Below are 15,039 nucleotides of genomic sequence, written 5' to 3'. Positions count from 1 at the left end.
TTTCTTTACGGTGAGTATAGCTCAACCGGTCAGAGCGCCAGGTTGTGGCCCTGGAGGTTGCGGGTTCGAGCCCCGCTACTCACCCACAAGAAAGTTCAACGCCCCCATCGTCTAGAGGCCTAGGACACAGGCTTTTCAAGCCTGGAACGCGGGTTCGAATCCCGCTGGGGGCGCAATTTTTATTTAAAAGCAATGTAAAGAGTAACAACACCAAAAGTAAGTCGCCACATTTCAACCTTTTTAAAGCCAACCTCACTTAAAATCTTCGTAAATTCTTCGCCTTCTGGAAATACTAACACTGATTCTGGAAGATATGTATACGCGTTTTCATGCTTTGAAATCAAATTTCCTATAAAAGGTAAAATTTTGCGAAAATAGAAAAGATATACTTTTCCGAACATTCCCTTAGGCAAGGAAAACTCAAGAACTGCCAATTTACCATTATCTCTTAAAACTCTACGAATTTCTTTTAAACCCATCTCAAGATTTGAGAAATTTCTAACTCCAAAAGCAACGAGAACGACATCAACAGATTTATCCTTCAAAGGTAAATTTTCTGCTTCGGCGCACAATAATGATAAGTTATTTAGATTGAATTTTTTAGCCTTGTCAGAAAAAATTTTTAGCATATTTAAAGACACATCAACACCAATAATCTTTGATGGAAACTTATCACGGGCAGAGATGGAGAAATCACCTGTGCCACAAGCGATATCTACTATTGTTTCACCGCCTGACAAATTCAGTTTCTTTATCGCAAATCGTCTCCAATGTATGTCAAGTCCAAAACTTAACAGATGATTTAAAAAATCATATCTTTTTGCTATTGCGTTAAACATTCGCTTAACATACTTTCGCTTCATCTCCCCTTGAGTTATGTAGGATTTGATCTCCTGCACCGATCTTTCAAACTTTTTACACAAAGATAAAAATAAATAACATAATTTCACAAGAAACAAAAAAGGCGTGGCAAGTGCCACGCCTTTTGGAAGTTTTTTGATAAATCAACTTTTATAAGTTAGGATTCGTATCTTTTTCTCTTCTACCAAGTGGGAAGAACGCCATTCGTCCCTGCAAAAATGGATCGTTAAATCTTCTCAAATCTTGCAGATACATTCCCTCCAAGAAAAATTCTTTTTGCCTTTCCTCGCGAATAAGGTTTAATAAAGCAGCAGGTGAGTTTCCAACTGTTGTATCTTTTAAACCTGCTGCTGCTCTAATTCTGTTAATTTCAGCAAGTGCTGCTGTAATGTTTCCCTGTGAATGGAAATACTCAGCTCTTATCAAATTAGCTTCTTGCCACTTTACTATTGGTATATCTGCAGCACGAGTTGGATATTTTGTCTGCCTCCAGTATGGTCTTCCAGCGGTTGGTCGCTCAACTGGAACTCTGGGGTCTCCAACGATTTGATGTCTTGGTCCAACTGCAACTTCAGGTCTATCGTAAGCAAAAATGTATACTTGATTGTTTTCCCTGCTTGTATTTTCTGAATATACAGCGTCAAACCTAAGCCCAGTAAACAAGGCTGGATTTGCAACATCGTTGTAAGCTCCTGGTAAATCACCCTTATGTAATTTCGCCCTTGCTCTTCCTAAATAAGCAATTGCTTTAACCTGATCTCTATTTAATGTCTGATGTCCATTTCTAAATGTTCTTCCCGCTGGTAAACCGTCGGCTATATTTATAACTTCGGTGAAGTGCGCAATAGCTCTATCATAAATTTGAGCTCTTGTCAATAGTGGACCTCCATCAATCGGAGCACCATTCCACATATCTGCCAAGTGAATAAGCGAGAAACCAGCATAAATACGAGCCAGTGCATATTCAATCATTTTCTTCGCTGAGTCCTCTCCAACGATCCTTTTAATTCTTTCTGCTCCATTTTCAGCAACCCAACGCGCTCTTTGAATAAAACCAAACCAATCTTCCATAGTTGTATTATTGTCTTGAACCTGCCCATCGTGCATCTCTCTAAATGTTGGGAATGAACCAATATGAATAAGCTCATTACTTAACAATCCAGAGCAAATTATTGTCCATTGATATTGAACGGCAAAATCTGCTGCAATACCAGTTACAATTGCAGGAATTGCTGTAGATTGATTTAAGTTCTCATCAGTTATTTGGTTCGGATTTTCAACTTGAAGTGACTGTTTACATCCAACATAGAGAATTAAGAGACCAAATAAAACGATTGATTTTAAAATCTTCATCATAAACTCCCTCCTTTAAGAATTTTGTTTTTAAAAAGCGGGCGTTAAAAACGCCCGCTTTATTTTGATCAAATTAAAATTCAACACTTAAACTGAAAATATATCGCGTTGATTGAGGTAAAGTTAAGAAATCCGTACCTTGGTTTAGATTTGGACCTGTACCAGCATAATTAACTTGTGGATCAGGACCACCGTATTTTGTCCAAAGAGCTACATTTCTTGCGGAAAATGTAAGAGTTACCCTTCTTGAAGCCAAGAATCTTGTAAAGCTAGTTGGCAAAGTATAAGATATCCCAATTTCTCTTAATCTAATGAAGTCACCTTTTTGAACCCAAAGGGCATCAGCTCTCCAATCATACTTCATCCATTCTCTAAGCGCCTGTTCAAGTTCTACTGTATCCCTTGCCATAAATACCTTTTGCTGTGCCTCAATTTCTGGAACATAAGTGTTATATCTAACCATAAACCTTGCAGTATTATTATAAACATAAAACTTCGTTGCCCATTCTACAAATGCATAGACACTAATTCTTCTAAACAAAGTCAAGGTTGCGGAAATTGAACCATTTAGCTTTGGATAGGCATTTCCAAGGAATGTCTTTACAGAGTCAACCACAACCGCAGTGCTAGCAATAGCGTTCATTATTGTTCTTCTGTGTGTCGGGTTCTGGAAGTTATTCGGCGTTCTCACACCCGTTCTATACTGGTTAAGAAGTGTGAGCGCAGATGTTAGAGAACCTGGTTTTATACCAATTAACTTATAACCCCAGAATGAGTTTATTGGATACCCTTCTCGTACTTCTCCGATTCCACCTAAACCATATGGAAGTGGTGCTGTGCCACCGAGAGAAGTTACCTTATTGTCATTTGTTGATATCATGAAGTTAACATCCAACGAAATTATAGAAGTTGATACAGGAATACTTCTTATTGTTAATTCAATTCCCTTATTTCTTACCTCACCAACATTTGTAAGCTGGAGATTTAGCCATCCTTCAGATGGTGGGTAGCGTTTCAAAAGCAAAGCATCTCTTGTTATCTGCCTATAATATGTAAATTCAATTCCAAGTCTATCATTAAAGAAACCAGCGTCAAAACCAACTTCTAATTCATCGCTTCTTTCAGGTTTAAGTTTTCTATTTCCAATATTTCCTGGTGTAACCGCAGGAACACCATCAAGACCAGCGACAGCATCCCAAGTTCTTTCCTTGTCAAACACACCTGGTGCAAGTCCAGCTTGACCCCAAGCTGCTCTTAATTTCATTGAATTCCAGATATCCTTTGGCCAAAAACCAAGTTCAGATGCAATGAATGATGCTTGAGCTTTTGGATAAAGAGCAAGTCCATAGTCTGGACCAAATCCGCTATTCCCATCAAGTCGCAAAGCACCTGTTATGAAGAAAGTATTTGCAAATCCAATTTGCTCTTGGACAAAAATTCCACCATTGATAACTCTATACCTAAATTCATCAGCTGTTCTTACTGCTCCTGCTGAAATTACCGAAAGACCTGGTGCTGGGAAATCTCTTCCCTGTCCAAAAACTCTATAGTCTGAATCGGCAAAGCCCTGAAGTCCAGCAGTTAGAGATGAAGTGATCTTCTCTGTCAAAGCAATATGCCAAGCAAGAGAATAATCAAGTGTCAAAGAATAGAATGTCCTTCTTTGATTACCTTTCATTCCATAAGGATAATAAATAAATCCAAGTCCGTATGGGAAAAGCTGCTCATTCTCTTCCGCTGTAACGCTAAATCCAATTGTTACTTTGTGTCTGAAGGTTCCAAAAGGTCTATGATTCCAAGTCACACCACCTGTAAAGGCATGTGTTGTTTGAAGGTTATTTAACTCACGAGCGATATTTAAAGGTGTGAATGGTTCGCCATAAGGATTTGTAGTTGTAGCTAAATTTCTTCGTGCCAACAAAGCATTCGGAATTACTCCATAGATGTTATTATCGTTATTTGGTCGTTTCAATTTAGAATAAGTATAACCAGCGGTAGCTTGTATATCCCAGTTTTCCCCACCTACTGCATTTAAATTACCCCTAAAAGAAATTCGCCTGAAATAGTTTGATGTAATAGAACCAACCTCATTTTCATATCTTCCTGAAACATAATAACCTACAGTTGGTGTTCCACCACGAATAGAAGCAAAATATGCCTCATATGGTCCAGTTGATAGCAAGCTATTTGCAAGCCCTTCGCTTGCAACTTTTACACTATCTGGAGTTCTGCGAGCTCCAAGTGTTATACTCTCGCCTGTTGGGAAAATTCCAATCAGATAACCAGTTGAATAAAGTTTCTTTGGAACACTTACACCACCTCGTTCAATCATGAAATTAATAGTTGGCTGTCCTGTTATACCTTTCTTTGTAAAGATTTGGATAACGCCATTTGCTGCTTGAGTTCCATATAAAGTAGTTGCAGCTGCTCCCTTTATAACTTCAATTCTTTCTATATCAGCTGGGATTATATCGTTTAATCTTGATGGATGTTGTCCGCCAGTCCAAACTGATCCATAGTCAATGCTTGCATTGTCAACTCTTACGCCATCAACATAAATCAATGGTGAATTATCTTGAGATACACTTATTAAACCTCTTAATCTAATTGCAGCTGCGCTACCAGCTTGACCCGAGCTTGGTAATGCAACAAGTCCAGAAACTCTACCCTGAAGCACTTCTGTAATACTTCTTACAGGAGCAATTTCAATATCTTTAATTGTGACAGTACCAACTGTATTTCCAACACTTCTCTTCTCAAGAGCTGTTCCAGTTCCAGTGACGACTATCTCGTCTAACTGCAAAGCTGTTGGCGCGAGATAAAAATCAACAGTTACGGTTTCACCCGCTCTCACCGTTACATCTTTTGTTTGAGAACCATATCCAACAAACCTTGCCTGCACTTTGTATGTGCCCGGTTTAACATTTTTGATAATATAATTACCATTAAGATCGGTAGCAGAACCTATTTGTGTTCCCACTATTACAACAGATGCTGCTGGAAGTGGGTTATTTGTTTCCCTATCATAAACAGTTCCCCTGATTTCACCGAATTGCTGAGAAAAAGAAGTAGAAACAAAAGCCAAAATTAATAAAATTATCCATTTCATATCAATCACCTCAATTTTGTTTTTACTCTTAACCCAAAAGGCGTGGCAAGTGCCACGCCTTTTGGAAGTTTTTAAGTAATCAACATAAATTATCTTGTTCCACCATTAACACGGGTTTTAGCAAACAAATCATCCGCAGTTTGAATCCATGGTATCCTTGGGTTCGTTGAAACTTCACTTTGTGGATAGAAAAATCTCTGCGGGAATAAAGTCCCACGCTTCGGTGTTAAAGGAACAACTCGGCCTGTCCCTGGCTCAGTATACTGAATCTGATAGTCAATCCTTCGCAAGAAATTAAATACCTCAACCTGATGCATCAATGCAAGATACATCTCATTGAAAATTGCCTGCAGTAAAGCTGCTTGAGTTGGGAAATCGGCAGTCGTATAATTTGTTCTCAATGTTGTCCCGAAAATAGTATTGTTGTATGTATTTGCTCTATTTAAATAAGTTACAGCATTAGCAAGATCTCCTTTTCTTGCGTAGGCTTCCGCAAGAAGAAGCAAAGTTTCAGATGCTCTTATTACTGGGAAGTAAGCATTTGCTGCATACGCAGCAGTTCCAGTCGTTCTTAAGTCATTGCTATCAGCAGTAAAATAATAGTTAAATCTTCCTGATTCAGCTGCTCCTCTTGCGCCAAGCATTCTCACAGCATAGCATTTCAATGCTCTGAGGTAACCAGATCTATCTTGAACAATGAAGGAATACCACAAATTCATATTTCCTTGATAAGTTGTCCCATGAGTGAATACCAAATCATCAGTTCCATATCCAGCTGCTGGTGGTGTACCAGTTCTGGTGGTTGCAGTTATTCCATTTAAAGCTGCACTAATTACTTGATCAAGAACATCAGTTGGATAATTATCTTTTCTTGCAAGATGCATAAGATAACGAGCTTTTGCTGAATAACCCGCCCTAATCCACTTGGCAGTGCTACCACCGGTTGAAAATATATCTTGTGGTAACGCAGCCGGATTCTGTGTTAAGACCCGAATACCAGTGTCAATAGCAGCTATGGCAGCCCTATAAACTTCAATTTGATTATCATACTTTGGCGTTAAAGTTCTTTCGGGTTGAGCAGCTTCTGAATAAGGCACATCTCCCCAAAGCGCAGCAACTGTTCCCATATGTATTCCCTCAAGGATCTTTGCAGCACCATACACATTTAATAAACCTTCCTCTTGAGCCTTCTGCTGTGCTATTTTAAGGTTTGTTAAGACACGAGTATAAGCAAGGAACCAATCATTTGAAAAATCATTAGCAGTAATATTATAAATATCATAAGCCATAAATTGTCTATCAGCTCCAGTTGCTTGTTGTGCCCATATAGCTGCTAATTTGCTCGGTGTTCCCTCATAAAACTCAATAAATGCAGCTTGCGCTCCAGCGAAAATTTTAACAGCAGGAGCTGTGGCTGGTAGAAGTGGGCTATCTTCGTATCCTTTAACATACTCCTCAGTTAATTTGCTACACCCAAGAAATGCAAAGGTTATTATTACCCCAGTTAGTATTAAACCCAGAATTGATTTCATAGCACTTCCTCTCCTTTATATTTTATTTTTTGTTTAAAATTTAAGAGGGGGGAAGCCTAACACTAAGCTTCCCCCAATAAGTTTTAATAATTGACGCTAATTGAGAAAACTATGCTTCTCATCGGTGGATTGTTAAAGTAGTCAAGACCCTGTCCGTTTGTTGGTCCAGTCAAGTTTGTCTCGGGATCAATACCTGTGTATTTAGTCCATATCTTCATATTCCTCAAAATCACACCAAGATCTATGCTTTCAAGCCCAAACCTTCTTAAAGGCAGGTTATATGTTAATGAAATTTCTCTTAATTTCACATATCCAGCATCTTCCATAAATTGCTCAGCCGGTCCAGTGAAACCAGAACCAGGTCCTGAATAGAAATAATATTCATCAACTATAACCCTTCCGCCACCAAAGTCAGCAACATAACCACGGAATGAAACTGTTCCATCAGGATTTCTCCTATACACATTTCTCGTTGGATAAGTAGCCATAAACTGGTTAGGTGTTAAACCTAAATAGTTCTTCAATGTATTTGCTTCATCAGCAGAAATTGTTGTCCACCAGTTTTGATCTCCATGGGTTCCGAAGTAGTAAAGTGCTCCCTTTGTTCCGTTCCAGATTTTACCACCTTTCGCAACATCAACGACAACATTTAAAGTTAATCTTCCAAATCTCAATGTATTAATGAAACCAGCTCTCCAATCAGGATTCGGATCTCCAAGTACTCCGTAAATTGGTGAAGGAATTGGGAATCCATTCGGATTAAGTCTTATTGAACCAGCTTTGAATTGATATTGTCTTCCTCCGATCGTAACCGTAGTATCTCTGGTCCATCTCTCCCATCTTGAACCATAAAGAACACCCATTGGATAGCCCCTAACCGCTCTTGAGCTTGGATCAACAAATCCAGCAAGAGCAATTGATTCAATTCCAGGAGCAAGTTCTACTACTGTATTTTTATTTTGCGACCAGTTAATTGTCGTTGTCCAGGAGAAGCTACCCAATCTTAACCACTCAGCGATAACTTGAAGTTCTGTACCTTTGTTGTCAATTTTTGCTGTGTTAGCCCATCTTGTTGAAAATCCGCTTGACGGTGGAACAGCAACATTCAAAATAGCATCCTTTGTCTTATTTGTATATCTTGTCGCACTTATGCTCAGCCTATCGCTTAACAATCTCAAATCAATTCCATATTCAACTTCGGTCGTCAGCTCAGGCTTGATTTCTGGGTTACCAAGTTGAGATGATTGAACTGATCCACCACCATAATAAATCGCATTAGTGACAGGACCCCATCCATTACCAAATGAAGCATTAACATAGTAGGTTCGCGTCACATATGCCGGTGGTCTAACACCAGCAACTCCAACTGCTGCACGGAGTTTTCCAAAGGTAATTATAGGCTGAGTGGTAAAGAATGGAAGTTTTGTAAATTCCCAAGCAACGCTTCCTGATGGGAAGAAATATGTTTTCTTACCTCTTGCTCCGTATGTTGAAGCACTCTCATTCCTTCCACTGAGACGGACATAAACTTGATCAAATACATCAACTCCAATCTCGCCATAAAATGCACCTGTTCTAACGATTGTCTTACCTTCATCCGGGAGATAATCCAATGTATTCAAAATGTATGGCGGTGCATCTGCGAGTATAAATCTCGTACCCTGAACAAATGTATTATCTGTTAGCTCATGATCAAGGTGGGCACCCAAAAGGAATGAACCAGAAATAATTTTGTTGAACTGATATTTCAATCTGACCATTAAATCTGTATTTATCTGGAACTGCGAAATAACCTCACGACTTACTCTTCCAGTTGGAATAGCTGCATCTTGAAATGGCCAGAGTTGGTTTCTTCTGTCAGTATAATAGTCAGCTCCTATACGATATGTGATATTCAACCACTTGTACGGGTCATAGCTTATCTCTGCACTTCCAAACACACGATCAGTATAGAAAAGTGTGTTATTTCTATAAATTGTAAAGAATGGATTATTATAACCAACTCCTCTTGCTGGATCACCTTCTGCATTTCTATATGATCTGTGTGAATTCGGGAATCTAGCCCCAGCTGGCGAAACATATGTTACAACATAGGGCAAATTGTTGAAATCGGGTGGTGTTCTATATGCACCTAACAAAAGACCACTTATGTTTGAACCTTGCTGTATTCTGTTGGTTGATGTCTTAACATATGCAGCATTAACTCTTGCAGTTATATTTTCCGCAAACCTTCTTGAAACGTTTGCCCTGATTGATGTTCTCTTGAAGTCGCTATTTGCAAGTATGATACCTTGCTCCTCAAGTCGCTCAGCGTTCAAATAAAATGAACCCCATTCATCTCCGCCACTTATCTCAATTGAATAGTTCCAGGTTGTCGGCTTGCGGAATAATTCTGTTGCGTGATCATAAGTATCTTTTGATCTTTTTACAACTATTCTTGAATATGGATAATCAGGTCTTGCGAGTGAATCAGGTCCACCAGGTCTATCTGCAATTCTGTCACCCCAAGACAACAAGCCATTAAATACAAAATTCCCGTGCTGTCCCTGTCCAAATTCTCTTTGGAGCGGGAATGGTCTTAAAAGTTCACTTCTGTGTATTCTACCTTTAAGTGATAAACGAATTTTCTTCGCAGCTGAGAAGGAACCTGATTTTGTCTTTATAACTATGACACCATTAGCTGCTCTTGCACCCCAAATAGCAGCTGCTGCAGGTCCCTTCATAACTTCAATTGATTCAATATCTTCAGGATTTATATCAACATTTCTTGATATGGTTGAAACATTACCAACGCTTGCTCCAAATGTTGAGTTCCATATCGGAACACCATCAACAACGATCAACGGCTGATTGGCGGTTTGTAATGACCTCGGACCACGAAGAACAATTCTTGTTGCAGCTCCAGGATCTCCAACTGCTTCAATTGTAAACACACCCGGAGCTTTAACTGCAATTGAAGAAATAACATTTGTATAACCAGTTCTTAAAATTGTCTCACCTGTTACGCTTGAAACAGAGGTTCCAAGTTTTGCTCTTTCCTCCTCAACACCAATTGCAGTAACAACAATTGGGCTTACTTGTATAAGCCCTGGCACCAATCTAACATTTACTGTAATTGTGTCCCCGGGCGTTACTGTAACACTTTGTCTAAATTCTTGATAACCCACATACCTCGCAACAAGAGTATATGTCCCCGGGACAACATTTTTAATAACATAGAAACCTGCTGCATCGCTTGCTGCACCATAAACTGTGTTAAGTAAAAAGACATTTGCTCCAGGCAGGGCTTCTCCAGTTTGAGCATCTGTTACTCTTCCCCTTATAGCCCCAAGCTGTGCGAAGGCAAGTGTTGCGACAGTTAAAAGTAGGAACAAACTGAAAATTAACTTTTTCATAATTTTACCTCCATTATAAGTTTTTGAAAAAGATGGCAAAGAAAAGTTAGATAAGTTAACTTAAAATGGCTATTCAACGAGCGGTTGGAAAGTAAGAATTATCAATCTATTAAGCCTCACACCTCCACTTAAGTTTTTAAAAATCCTCTAAAGGAAGGTGCTTTTTGTTTTTATTTCAATTTTGAACTTATCTATAATGCAAACTTAATCTGCATTCAAGCGAAATATAATAAAAAAGTTTCAATTTGTCAAGAGGTAGTAGCGCGTGCGGGATTCGAACCCGCGATCTCCGCCTTGAGAGGGCGGTGTCCTAGGCCGCTAGACGAACGCGCCACAAATTTTAAAAGAGCGCGAGACGGGACTCGAACCCGCGACACCCAGCTTGGGAAGCTGGTGTTCTACCATCTGAACTACTCGCGCTCTTACAGTAATTAATATAAATTCTCAAATCAAAAAAGTCAAGCTTTCCAAAAAAGATTAAGAAAATAACAACTTACTGCTCTGCATACTTAACAGAACATCCATATGGCTTTGTAATGCTTACGCTAACTGGCTTACCAGCAAGGATCTCACTTAAAGCGTTTTTAACATAATTTATTTTCTCCTTCTTCTCGCCTCTTGGATCATCATCAATTGCGCCATTGTAAACAAGTTTACCATCCTTATTTATAACAAACATATGGGGAGTCGTCTTAGCATCAAACATTTTTCCAACTTTGCCATCTGGATCAATTAAATAAGCCGTATAAGATGAACCCCACTCGTTATAAATTTTTTGCAATTCCTTGGGCTCTAAGTAATCTTTATGTTTAGGATTGGTTGAATTTATAATAATCCACACTACGCCCTTTTGGACAAATTCCTTCTGAACCGATGGCATTATCTTCTCTTTATAAACACGCTGAACAAACGGGCAATTTGGATTTGTCCATTCAAGAACTACTACCTTCCCTTTAAAATCAGATAACTTAACAACCTTACCGTTCAAATCCGTTAAGCTGAAATCAGGGACAACGCTTCCAACTTCAACTTTTTTATCTTGCCCAGATAAGAACGAAAGCGCCAAGGCAACTACAAAAAATCCAACTACATTAAATATGTTCATTTTGTCATCTCTTTTTTTATTTTGTTTTAATTTTAAGTTCATAACCTTCACCATTTACGACGACTAAACCACCCAAAAAGTTCACTTCAGCATCAGCCGTTGTTGGTGTGACCATTACTTCAATTCGCCCATCTTTGAGTTTTATGCTCTTCAAATCAATTAAAAACTTATCTAACGGATACGGATAAAAATCCCGAATTTTCCCAACATTTTTTCCAAGTAATTCAACTCGTATCAATCTTGAATTGCCTTTTTTATCAACGCTAAAATTTTTAACCTCAAGCCCAGAATTTTCAAATTTCTTCGGCAACATATCTTTATATTTTTTGATCAAAGAAACTTCCTTTGGAGTCGCCTTTTTAAACACATACTCAAGGGTTGCTTTGCCAGGAACACAACTTTCCTTACAAACAAGCCAATTGATCTGAGCTTTAATAACATTTCCTTTCTTCGCAAATTCCTTTGAAACAATCTGAACAGGTATCAGAAGCACAACCTCATTGTAATAACCAAAAGATATGATGTTTTCATGGACAATTTTTCTCGGAACTGGAAATAAAATTTCACCCGTTTTCAAAGACGATAAAGGTGTTAACTTAATTTCAGGCGCAAGTCCAGCGTCCCCTGGATTTTGCCAGTAAACATACCAACCAGGAGAGATGCTAAATCTAACACCAAGGAAAAATTTTTCCGAAACACCATCCCAATCGGAAATAATGTCAACCTTAACTGGATTTTCATCCTTAGCAAATAGCGAATTTAGAACAACGATCATAATCAAGCTAAACGCCAAGTTCTTCATACATTTGCTCAATTAGTTCTTTATATTTTTGCTCAACGACTTTTCTTTTAACCTTTAAAGTTGGGGTCAATTCTCCATCTTCAATCGTGAATGGCTTTTCAAGCAAACGGAAATTTCTGATATGCTCGTGCTGAGCGAGATCTTTATTTATTCTTTTAATCTCCCGCTCAAATAACCTGTAAATCTCATCTCTATGGATTAATTCTTTCTCATCGTTAAATTGTATTCCATGTTGTTTAGCGTAATCTTTTATGGCTTCAAAATCTGGGACGATCAAAGCAGTTAAAAATGGTTTCCCCTCGCCTATCACAACTGCTTGATCAATGTAATTTGATTGCACTAATAAACTTTCAATCGGCTGTGGTGCTATGTTCTTACCACCTGAACTAACAAAAATGTGTTTTTTCCTATCCGTTATAACTAAAAATCCATCTTCATCAAAATAACCTATATCACCTGTATGAAACCAGCCATCTTTATCAATTACCTCAGCTGTTGCTTCTGGATTGTTGTAATAACCTTGCATGACATTTGGACCTCGCGCGAGTATTTCCCCATCCTCAGCAATTTTTATCTCCACACCTGGTATTGGTTTACCAACTGTTCCAAACTTATAATCATCAAGGCGATTTACAGTCAAAACCGGCGATGTTTCAGTTAAACCATATCCTTCTATAATTTTAATTCCAAGAGCTTCAAAAAACTCTCCAAGTTCCTTCGCAAGTGCAGCTCCGCCAGAGACGAAGAACTTTATTCTACCACCAGTTCTTTCTTTTAACTTTGAAAACACAAGTTTATTTGCAAGAGCATATTGAGATTTCAACCAAGCTGGAACCTTGCCTTTTTTACTTGCTTGGACATATTTTCTTCCAACATCAAGAGCCCAATAGAAGATCTTTTTTCTTACTGCTGGTCCAGATTCAACCCCTTTAATTATTCTATTATAAAGTCGCTCAAATAGCCTTGGAACAGATGTCATAAGCGTCGGTCTTACCTCAAGCAAGTTCTGAGCTATTGTATCAATGCTTTCGGCAAGAGCCACGATTCCACCACAAGCAAACGCTGCATAAAATCCAGCCATTCTTTCAAAAGAATGCGAAAGCGGAAGATATGAAAGAAGTGTATCCTCGGGCGTCATCGGGACAACTTGAGTTGCGCTCAAGATATTTGAAACGAGGTTTTTATGAGTTAACACAACCCCTTTTGGCTCTCCCGTCGTTCCAGATGTATAAATTATTGTTAAAACATCTTCTGGCTTAATCTCTTTTATTGCATTTATCCAATAATCTGGATTTTTCTCCTTAAAATCTCTCCCAAGCTCCATCAGCTCCCTCAAACTCAAAAGATAATCTGGCGCAGCGATCCCTTTTTCAGTGAAAATTATAACTTTATCAAGTGTTTTCACATCGTCATAAATTTTCTCAATTTTTGACAATTGAACTTGATTTGATACGAAAGTCGCCTTAACACCCGCATTGTTGAAAATATATTCAATTTGCTTCGGCGTCAATGTAGGATAAACTGGCACATCAATTATACCTGTTGTTGTCATAGCAAAGTCAACTATTATCCATTCAATTCTATTCTCGGATACAATCCCAACCTTGTCACCTTTTTTAAGCCCAAGTGAAGCAAGTCCGCAAGCCGTAAGCTCAACCATCTCTCTTAATTCCTTGTATGAAAGCGGTTTATAAGCGCCAGCAACTTTATATAGATATGCTGGCTTTTCGGAATCAATGAAATGACGAGTTATCACATCAAACATTTCTGCAATTGTAGAAAATGGCTTTACGACGGGCATGTTAAATCTCCTTTTTAATTTGGATTAATTTCTTTCAATTACAGCGAAAGCAACCGCATAATTTTGAGAATGCGAAATTGAAATGTGAATTAAGCAGGAATTGAACTGAATCTTGAGCTGATTATAAAGCATAACTTCTGGCTTGCCATTTTCATCGTTTAAGATCTCTACATCTTTCCATCTAAAAATTCCGCTCCATCCTGTTGAAATAGCTTTGCTTATGGCTTCCTTCGCAGCGAATTTTCCGGCGAGGTGCTGGTAGGTATTTTTTCTTGAAAGGCAGTAATCTATTTCCTTTTGCGTAAAAACTTTCTTCAGAAAATGTTCCCCCCATCGTTGTGTTAAATTTTTAAATCTTTCAATCTCTACTATGTCAACACCAACGCCAATTATCATTCCCAACCGTTTTCCTTTTTGATTATATCTATCAATTCAGTTATATCATTTAGTTCGTAATCCGCTTCTGGATTTTGCGTATTAAATGTATCTCCATATCTTGCAAAAGCTGTTTTCATCCCGACTTTCTTCGCTCCAACCACATCTCTTTCAGCCCAATCTCCAACCATAATTGCTTCATCAGGTTTAACACCAAGAAGCTCCAAAGCCTTAAGAAAAGGTACAGGGCTTGGCTTTCGTTCACCAGTATCGTCAAAAGTGATCACATGGTCAAAAATATGATGAAAATTTAAATAACATAATCTCAACCACGCCTCACGAGCTGGCGCATCAGAAACAACAGCGAGCTTTAATCCCATTTTCAAAAGAGTTGTCAATGTCATATAGACATGTGGATATGGAACGAGCGCTGCTTCCCTGGCTCTTCTATAAGCAACGATCCCAGCAGATAGAATTTTGTAGTCAACTTTTCCGTAGATTTCCTTCAAAAAATCATCAAAAACTTGTTGATATTCTATTCCCTTTTCAGCATAAATTCTATCAATCCTTCGCCTCGCTTCTTCAGGTGAGATCTTCAATCCAGCATCAATCATCGCACTTATTGCAGCATCAATAGCCTGTCTTTTCATAGTCATAAAATCCACGAGCGTGTTATCAAGATCAAATATAACTGCTTTAATCATAA

The 15,039-nt window shown here is 38.5% G+C and carries 10 protein-coding genes and 4 tRNA genes; 2 read left to right on the top strand and 12 right to left on the bottom strand.

The features are described from left to right. The first annotated feature begins 10 nt into the window (after positions 1-10). Both NZ923_09645 and NZ923_09640 read left to right on the top strand, forming a co-directional pair. Positions 11-84 (top strand) — tRNA-His (locus tag NZ923_09645). 16 nt (positions 85-100) lie between these two features. After that, positions 101-173, top strand: a tRNA-Glu gene (locus NZ923_09640). A 6-nt stretch (positions 174-179) separates the two neighbouring features. Here NZ923_09640 and ubiE read toward each other — a convergent pair. The 12 genes from ubiE to NZ923_09580 form a co-directional block, all read right to left on the bottom strand. Beyond that, complete coding sequence (ubiE, locus tag NZ923_09635; GenBank protein ID MCS7230278.1) at positions 180-899, bottom strand: bifunctional demethylmenaquinone methyltransferase/2-methoxy-6-polyprenyl-1,4-benzoquinol methylase UbiE; 720 nt, start codon at positions 897-899, stop codon at positions 180-182. 112 nt (positions 900-1,011) lie between these two features. After that, positions 1,012-2,214, bottom strand: a complete 1,203-nt coding sequence (locus tag NZ923_09630; GenBank protein MCS7230277.1) for a RagB/SusD family nutrient uptake outer membrane protein — start codon at positions 2,212-2,214, stop codon at positions 1,012-1,014. A gap of 73 nt (positions 2,215-2,287) precedes the next feature. Beyond that, positions 2,288-5,323: a SusC/RagA family TonB-linked outer membrane protein gene (locus NZ923_09625; protein MCS7230276.1), complete on the bottom strand. Its 3,036-nt coding sequence runs from the start codon at positions 5,321-5,323 to the stop codon at positions 2,288-2,290. Between the two features lie 89 nt (positions 5,324-5,412). After that, positions 5,413-6,855: a SusD/RagB family nutrient-binding outer membrane lipoprotein gene (locus tag NZ923_09620; GenBank protein MCS7230275.1), complete on the bottom strand. Its 1,443-nt coding sequence runs from the start codon at positions 6,853-6,855 to the stop codon at positions 5,413-5,415. Between the two features lie 83 nt (positions 6,856-6,938). Continuing rightward, the gene (locus NZ923_09615; GenBank protein ID MCS7230274.1) at positions 6,939-10,250 is read right to left on the bottom strand and encodes a SusC/RagA family TonB-linked outer membrane protein; all 3,312 of its coding nucleotides are present in this window, start codon (positions 10,248-10,250) and stop codon (positions 6,939-6,941) included. Positions 10,251-10,509: 259 nt separating this feature from the next. Then, a tRNA-Glu gene (locus NZ923_09610) sits at positions 10,510-10,583 on the bottom strand. 14 nt (positions 10,584-10,597) lie between these two features. Then, positions 10,598-10,670: transfer RNA gene (locus tag NZ923_09605), tRNA-Gly, on the bottom strand. A 73-nt stretch (positions 10,671-10,743) separates the two neighbouring features. Further along, positions 10,744-11,397, bottom strand: coding sequence for a thioredoxin family protein (locus NZ923_09600; protein MCS7230273.1), 654 nt, complete (start codon positions 11,395-11,397; stop codon positions 10,744-10,746). Continuing rightward, positions 11,372-12,157 (bottom strand): protein-disulfide reductase DsbD family protein, encoded by a 786-nt coding sequence (locus NZ923_09595; protein MCS7230272.1) that lies wholly within the window; start codon positions 12,155-12,157, stop codon positions 11,372-11,374. The genes NZ923_09600 and NZ923_09595 overlap by 26 nt, the downstream gene beginning before the upstream one ends. Further along, the gene (locus tag NZ923_09590; GenBank protein MCS7230271.1) at positions 12,138-13,958 is read right to left on the bottom strand and encodes a long-chain fatty acid--CoA ligase; all 1,821 of its coding nucleotides are present in this window, start codon (positions 13,956-13,958) and stop codon (positions 12,138-12,140) included. Before NZ923_09590 ends, NZ923_09595 begins: the two co-directional genes overlap by 20 nt. A gap of 24 nt (positions 13,959-13,982) precedes the next feature. After that, positions 13,983-14,354, bottom strand: coding sequence for a holo-ACP synthase (gene acpS / locus NZ923_09585; protein MCS7230270.1), 372 nt, complete (start codon positions 14,352-14,354; stop codon positions 13,983-13,985). Further along, positions 14,351-15,037, bottom strand: a complete 687-nt coding sequence (locus NZ923_09580) for a TIGR02253 family HAD-type hydrolase (GenBank protein ID MCS7230269.1) — start codon at positions 15,035-15,037, stop codon at positions 14,351-14,353. The genes acpS and NZ923_09580 overlap by 4 nt, the downstream gene beginning before the upstream one ends. Positions 15,038-15,039: the final 2 nt, after the last annotated feature.

Source organism: Candidatus Kryptonium sp., assembly GCA_025060635.1.
Classification (GTDB): domain Bacteria; phylum Bacteroidota; class Ignavibacteria; order Kryptoniales; family Kryptoniaceae; genus Kryptonium.
This window is presented reverse-complemented; position numbering and strand designations above follow the sequence as displayed.

Bases quoted from the DNA above. Each gene is read 5' to 3' on its own strand.
- NZ923_09630 (MCS7230277.1), bottom strand. From the start codon at position 2,214: ATGAAGATTTTAAAATCAATCGTTTTATTTGGTCTCTTAATTCTCTAT.
- NZ923_09625 (MCS7230276.1), bottom strand. From the start codon at position 5,323: ATGAAATGGATAATTTTATTAATTTTGGCTTTTGTTTCTACTTCTTTT.
- NZ923_09620 (MCS7230275.1), bottom strand. From the start codon at position 6,855: ATGAAATCAATTCTGGGTTTAATACTAACTGGGGTAATAATAACCTTT.
- NZ923_09615 (MCS7230274.1), bottom strand. From the start codon at position 10,250: ATGAAAAAGTTAATTTTCAGTTTGTTCCTACTTTTAACTGTCGCAACA.
- NZ923_09600 (MCS7230273.1), bottom strand. From the start codon at position 11,397: ATGAACTTAAAATTAAAACAAAATAAAAAAAGAGATGACAAAATGAAC.
- NZ923_09595 (MCS7230272.1), bottom strand. From the start codon at position 12,157: ATGAAGAACTTGGCGTTTAGCTTGATTATGATCGTTGTTCTAAATTCG.
- NZ923_09590 (MCS7230271.1), bottom strand. From the start codon at position 13,958: ATGCCCGTCGTAAAGCCATTTTCTACAATTGCAGAAATGTTTGATGTG.
- acpS (MCS7230270.1), bottom strand. From the start codon at position 14,354: ATGATAATTGGCGTTGGTGTTGACATAGTAGAGATTGAAAGATTTAAA.
- NZ923_09580 (MCS7230269.1), bottom strand. From the start codon at position 15,037: ATGATTAAAGCAGTTATATTTGATCTTGATAACACGCTCGTGGATTTT.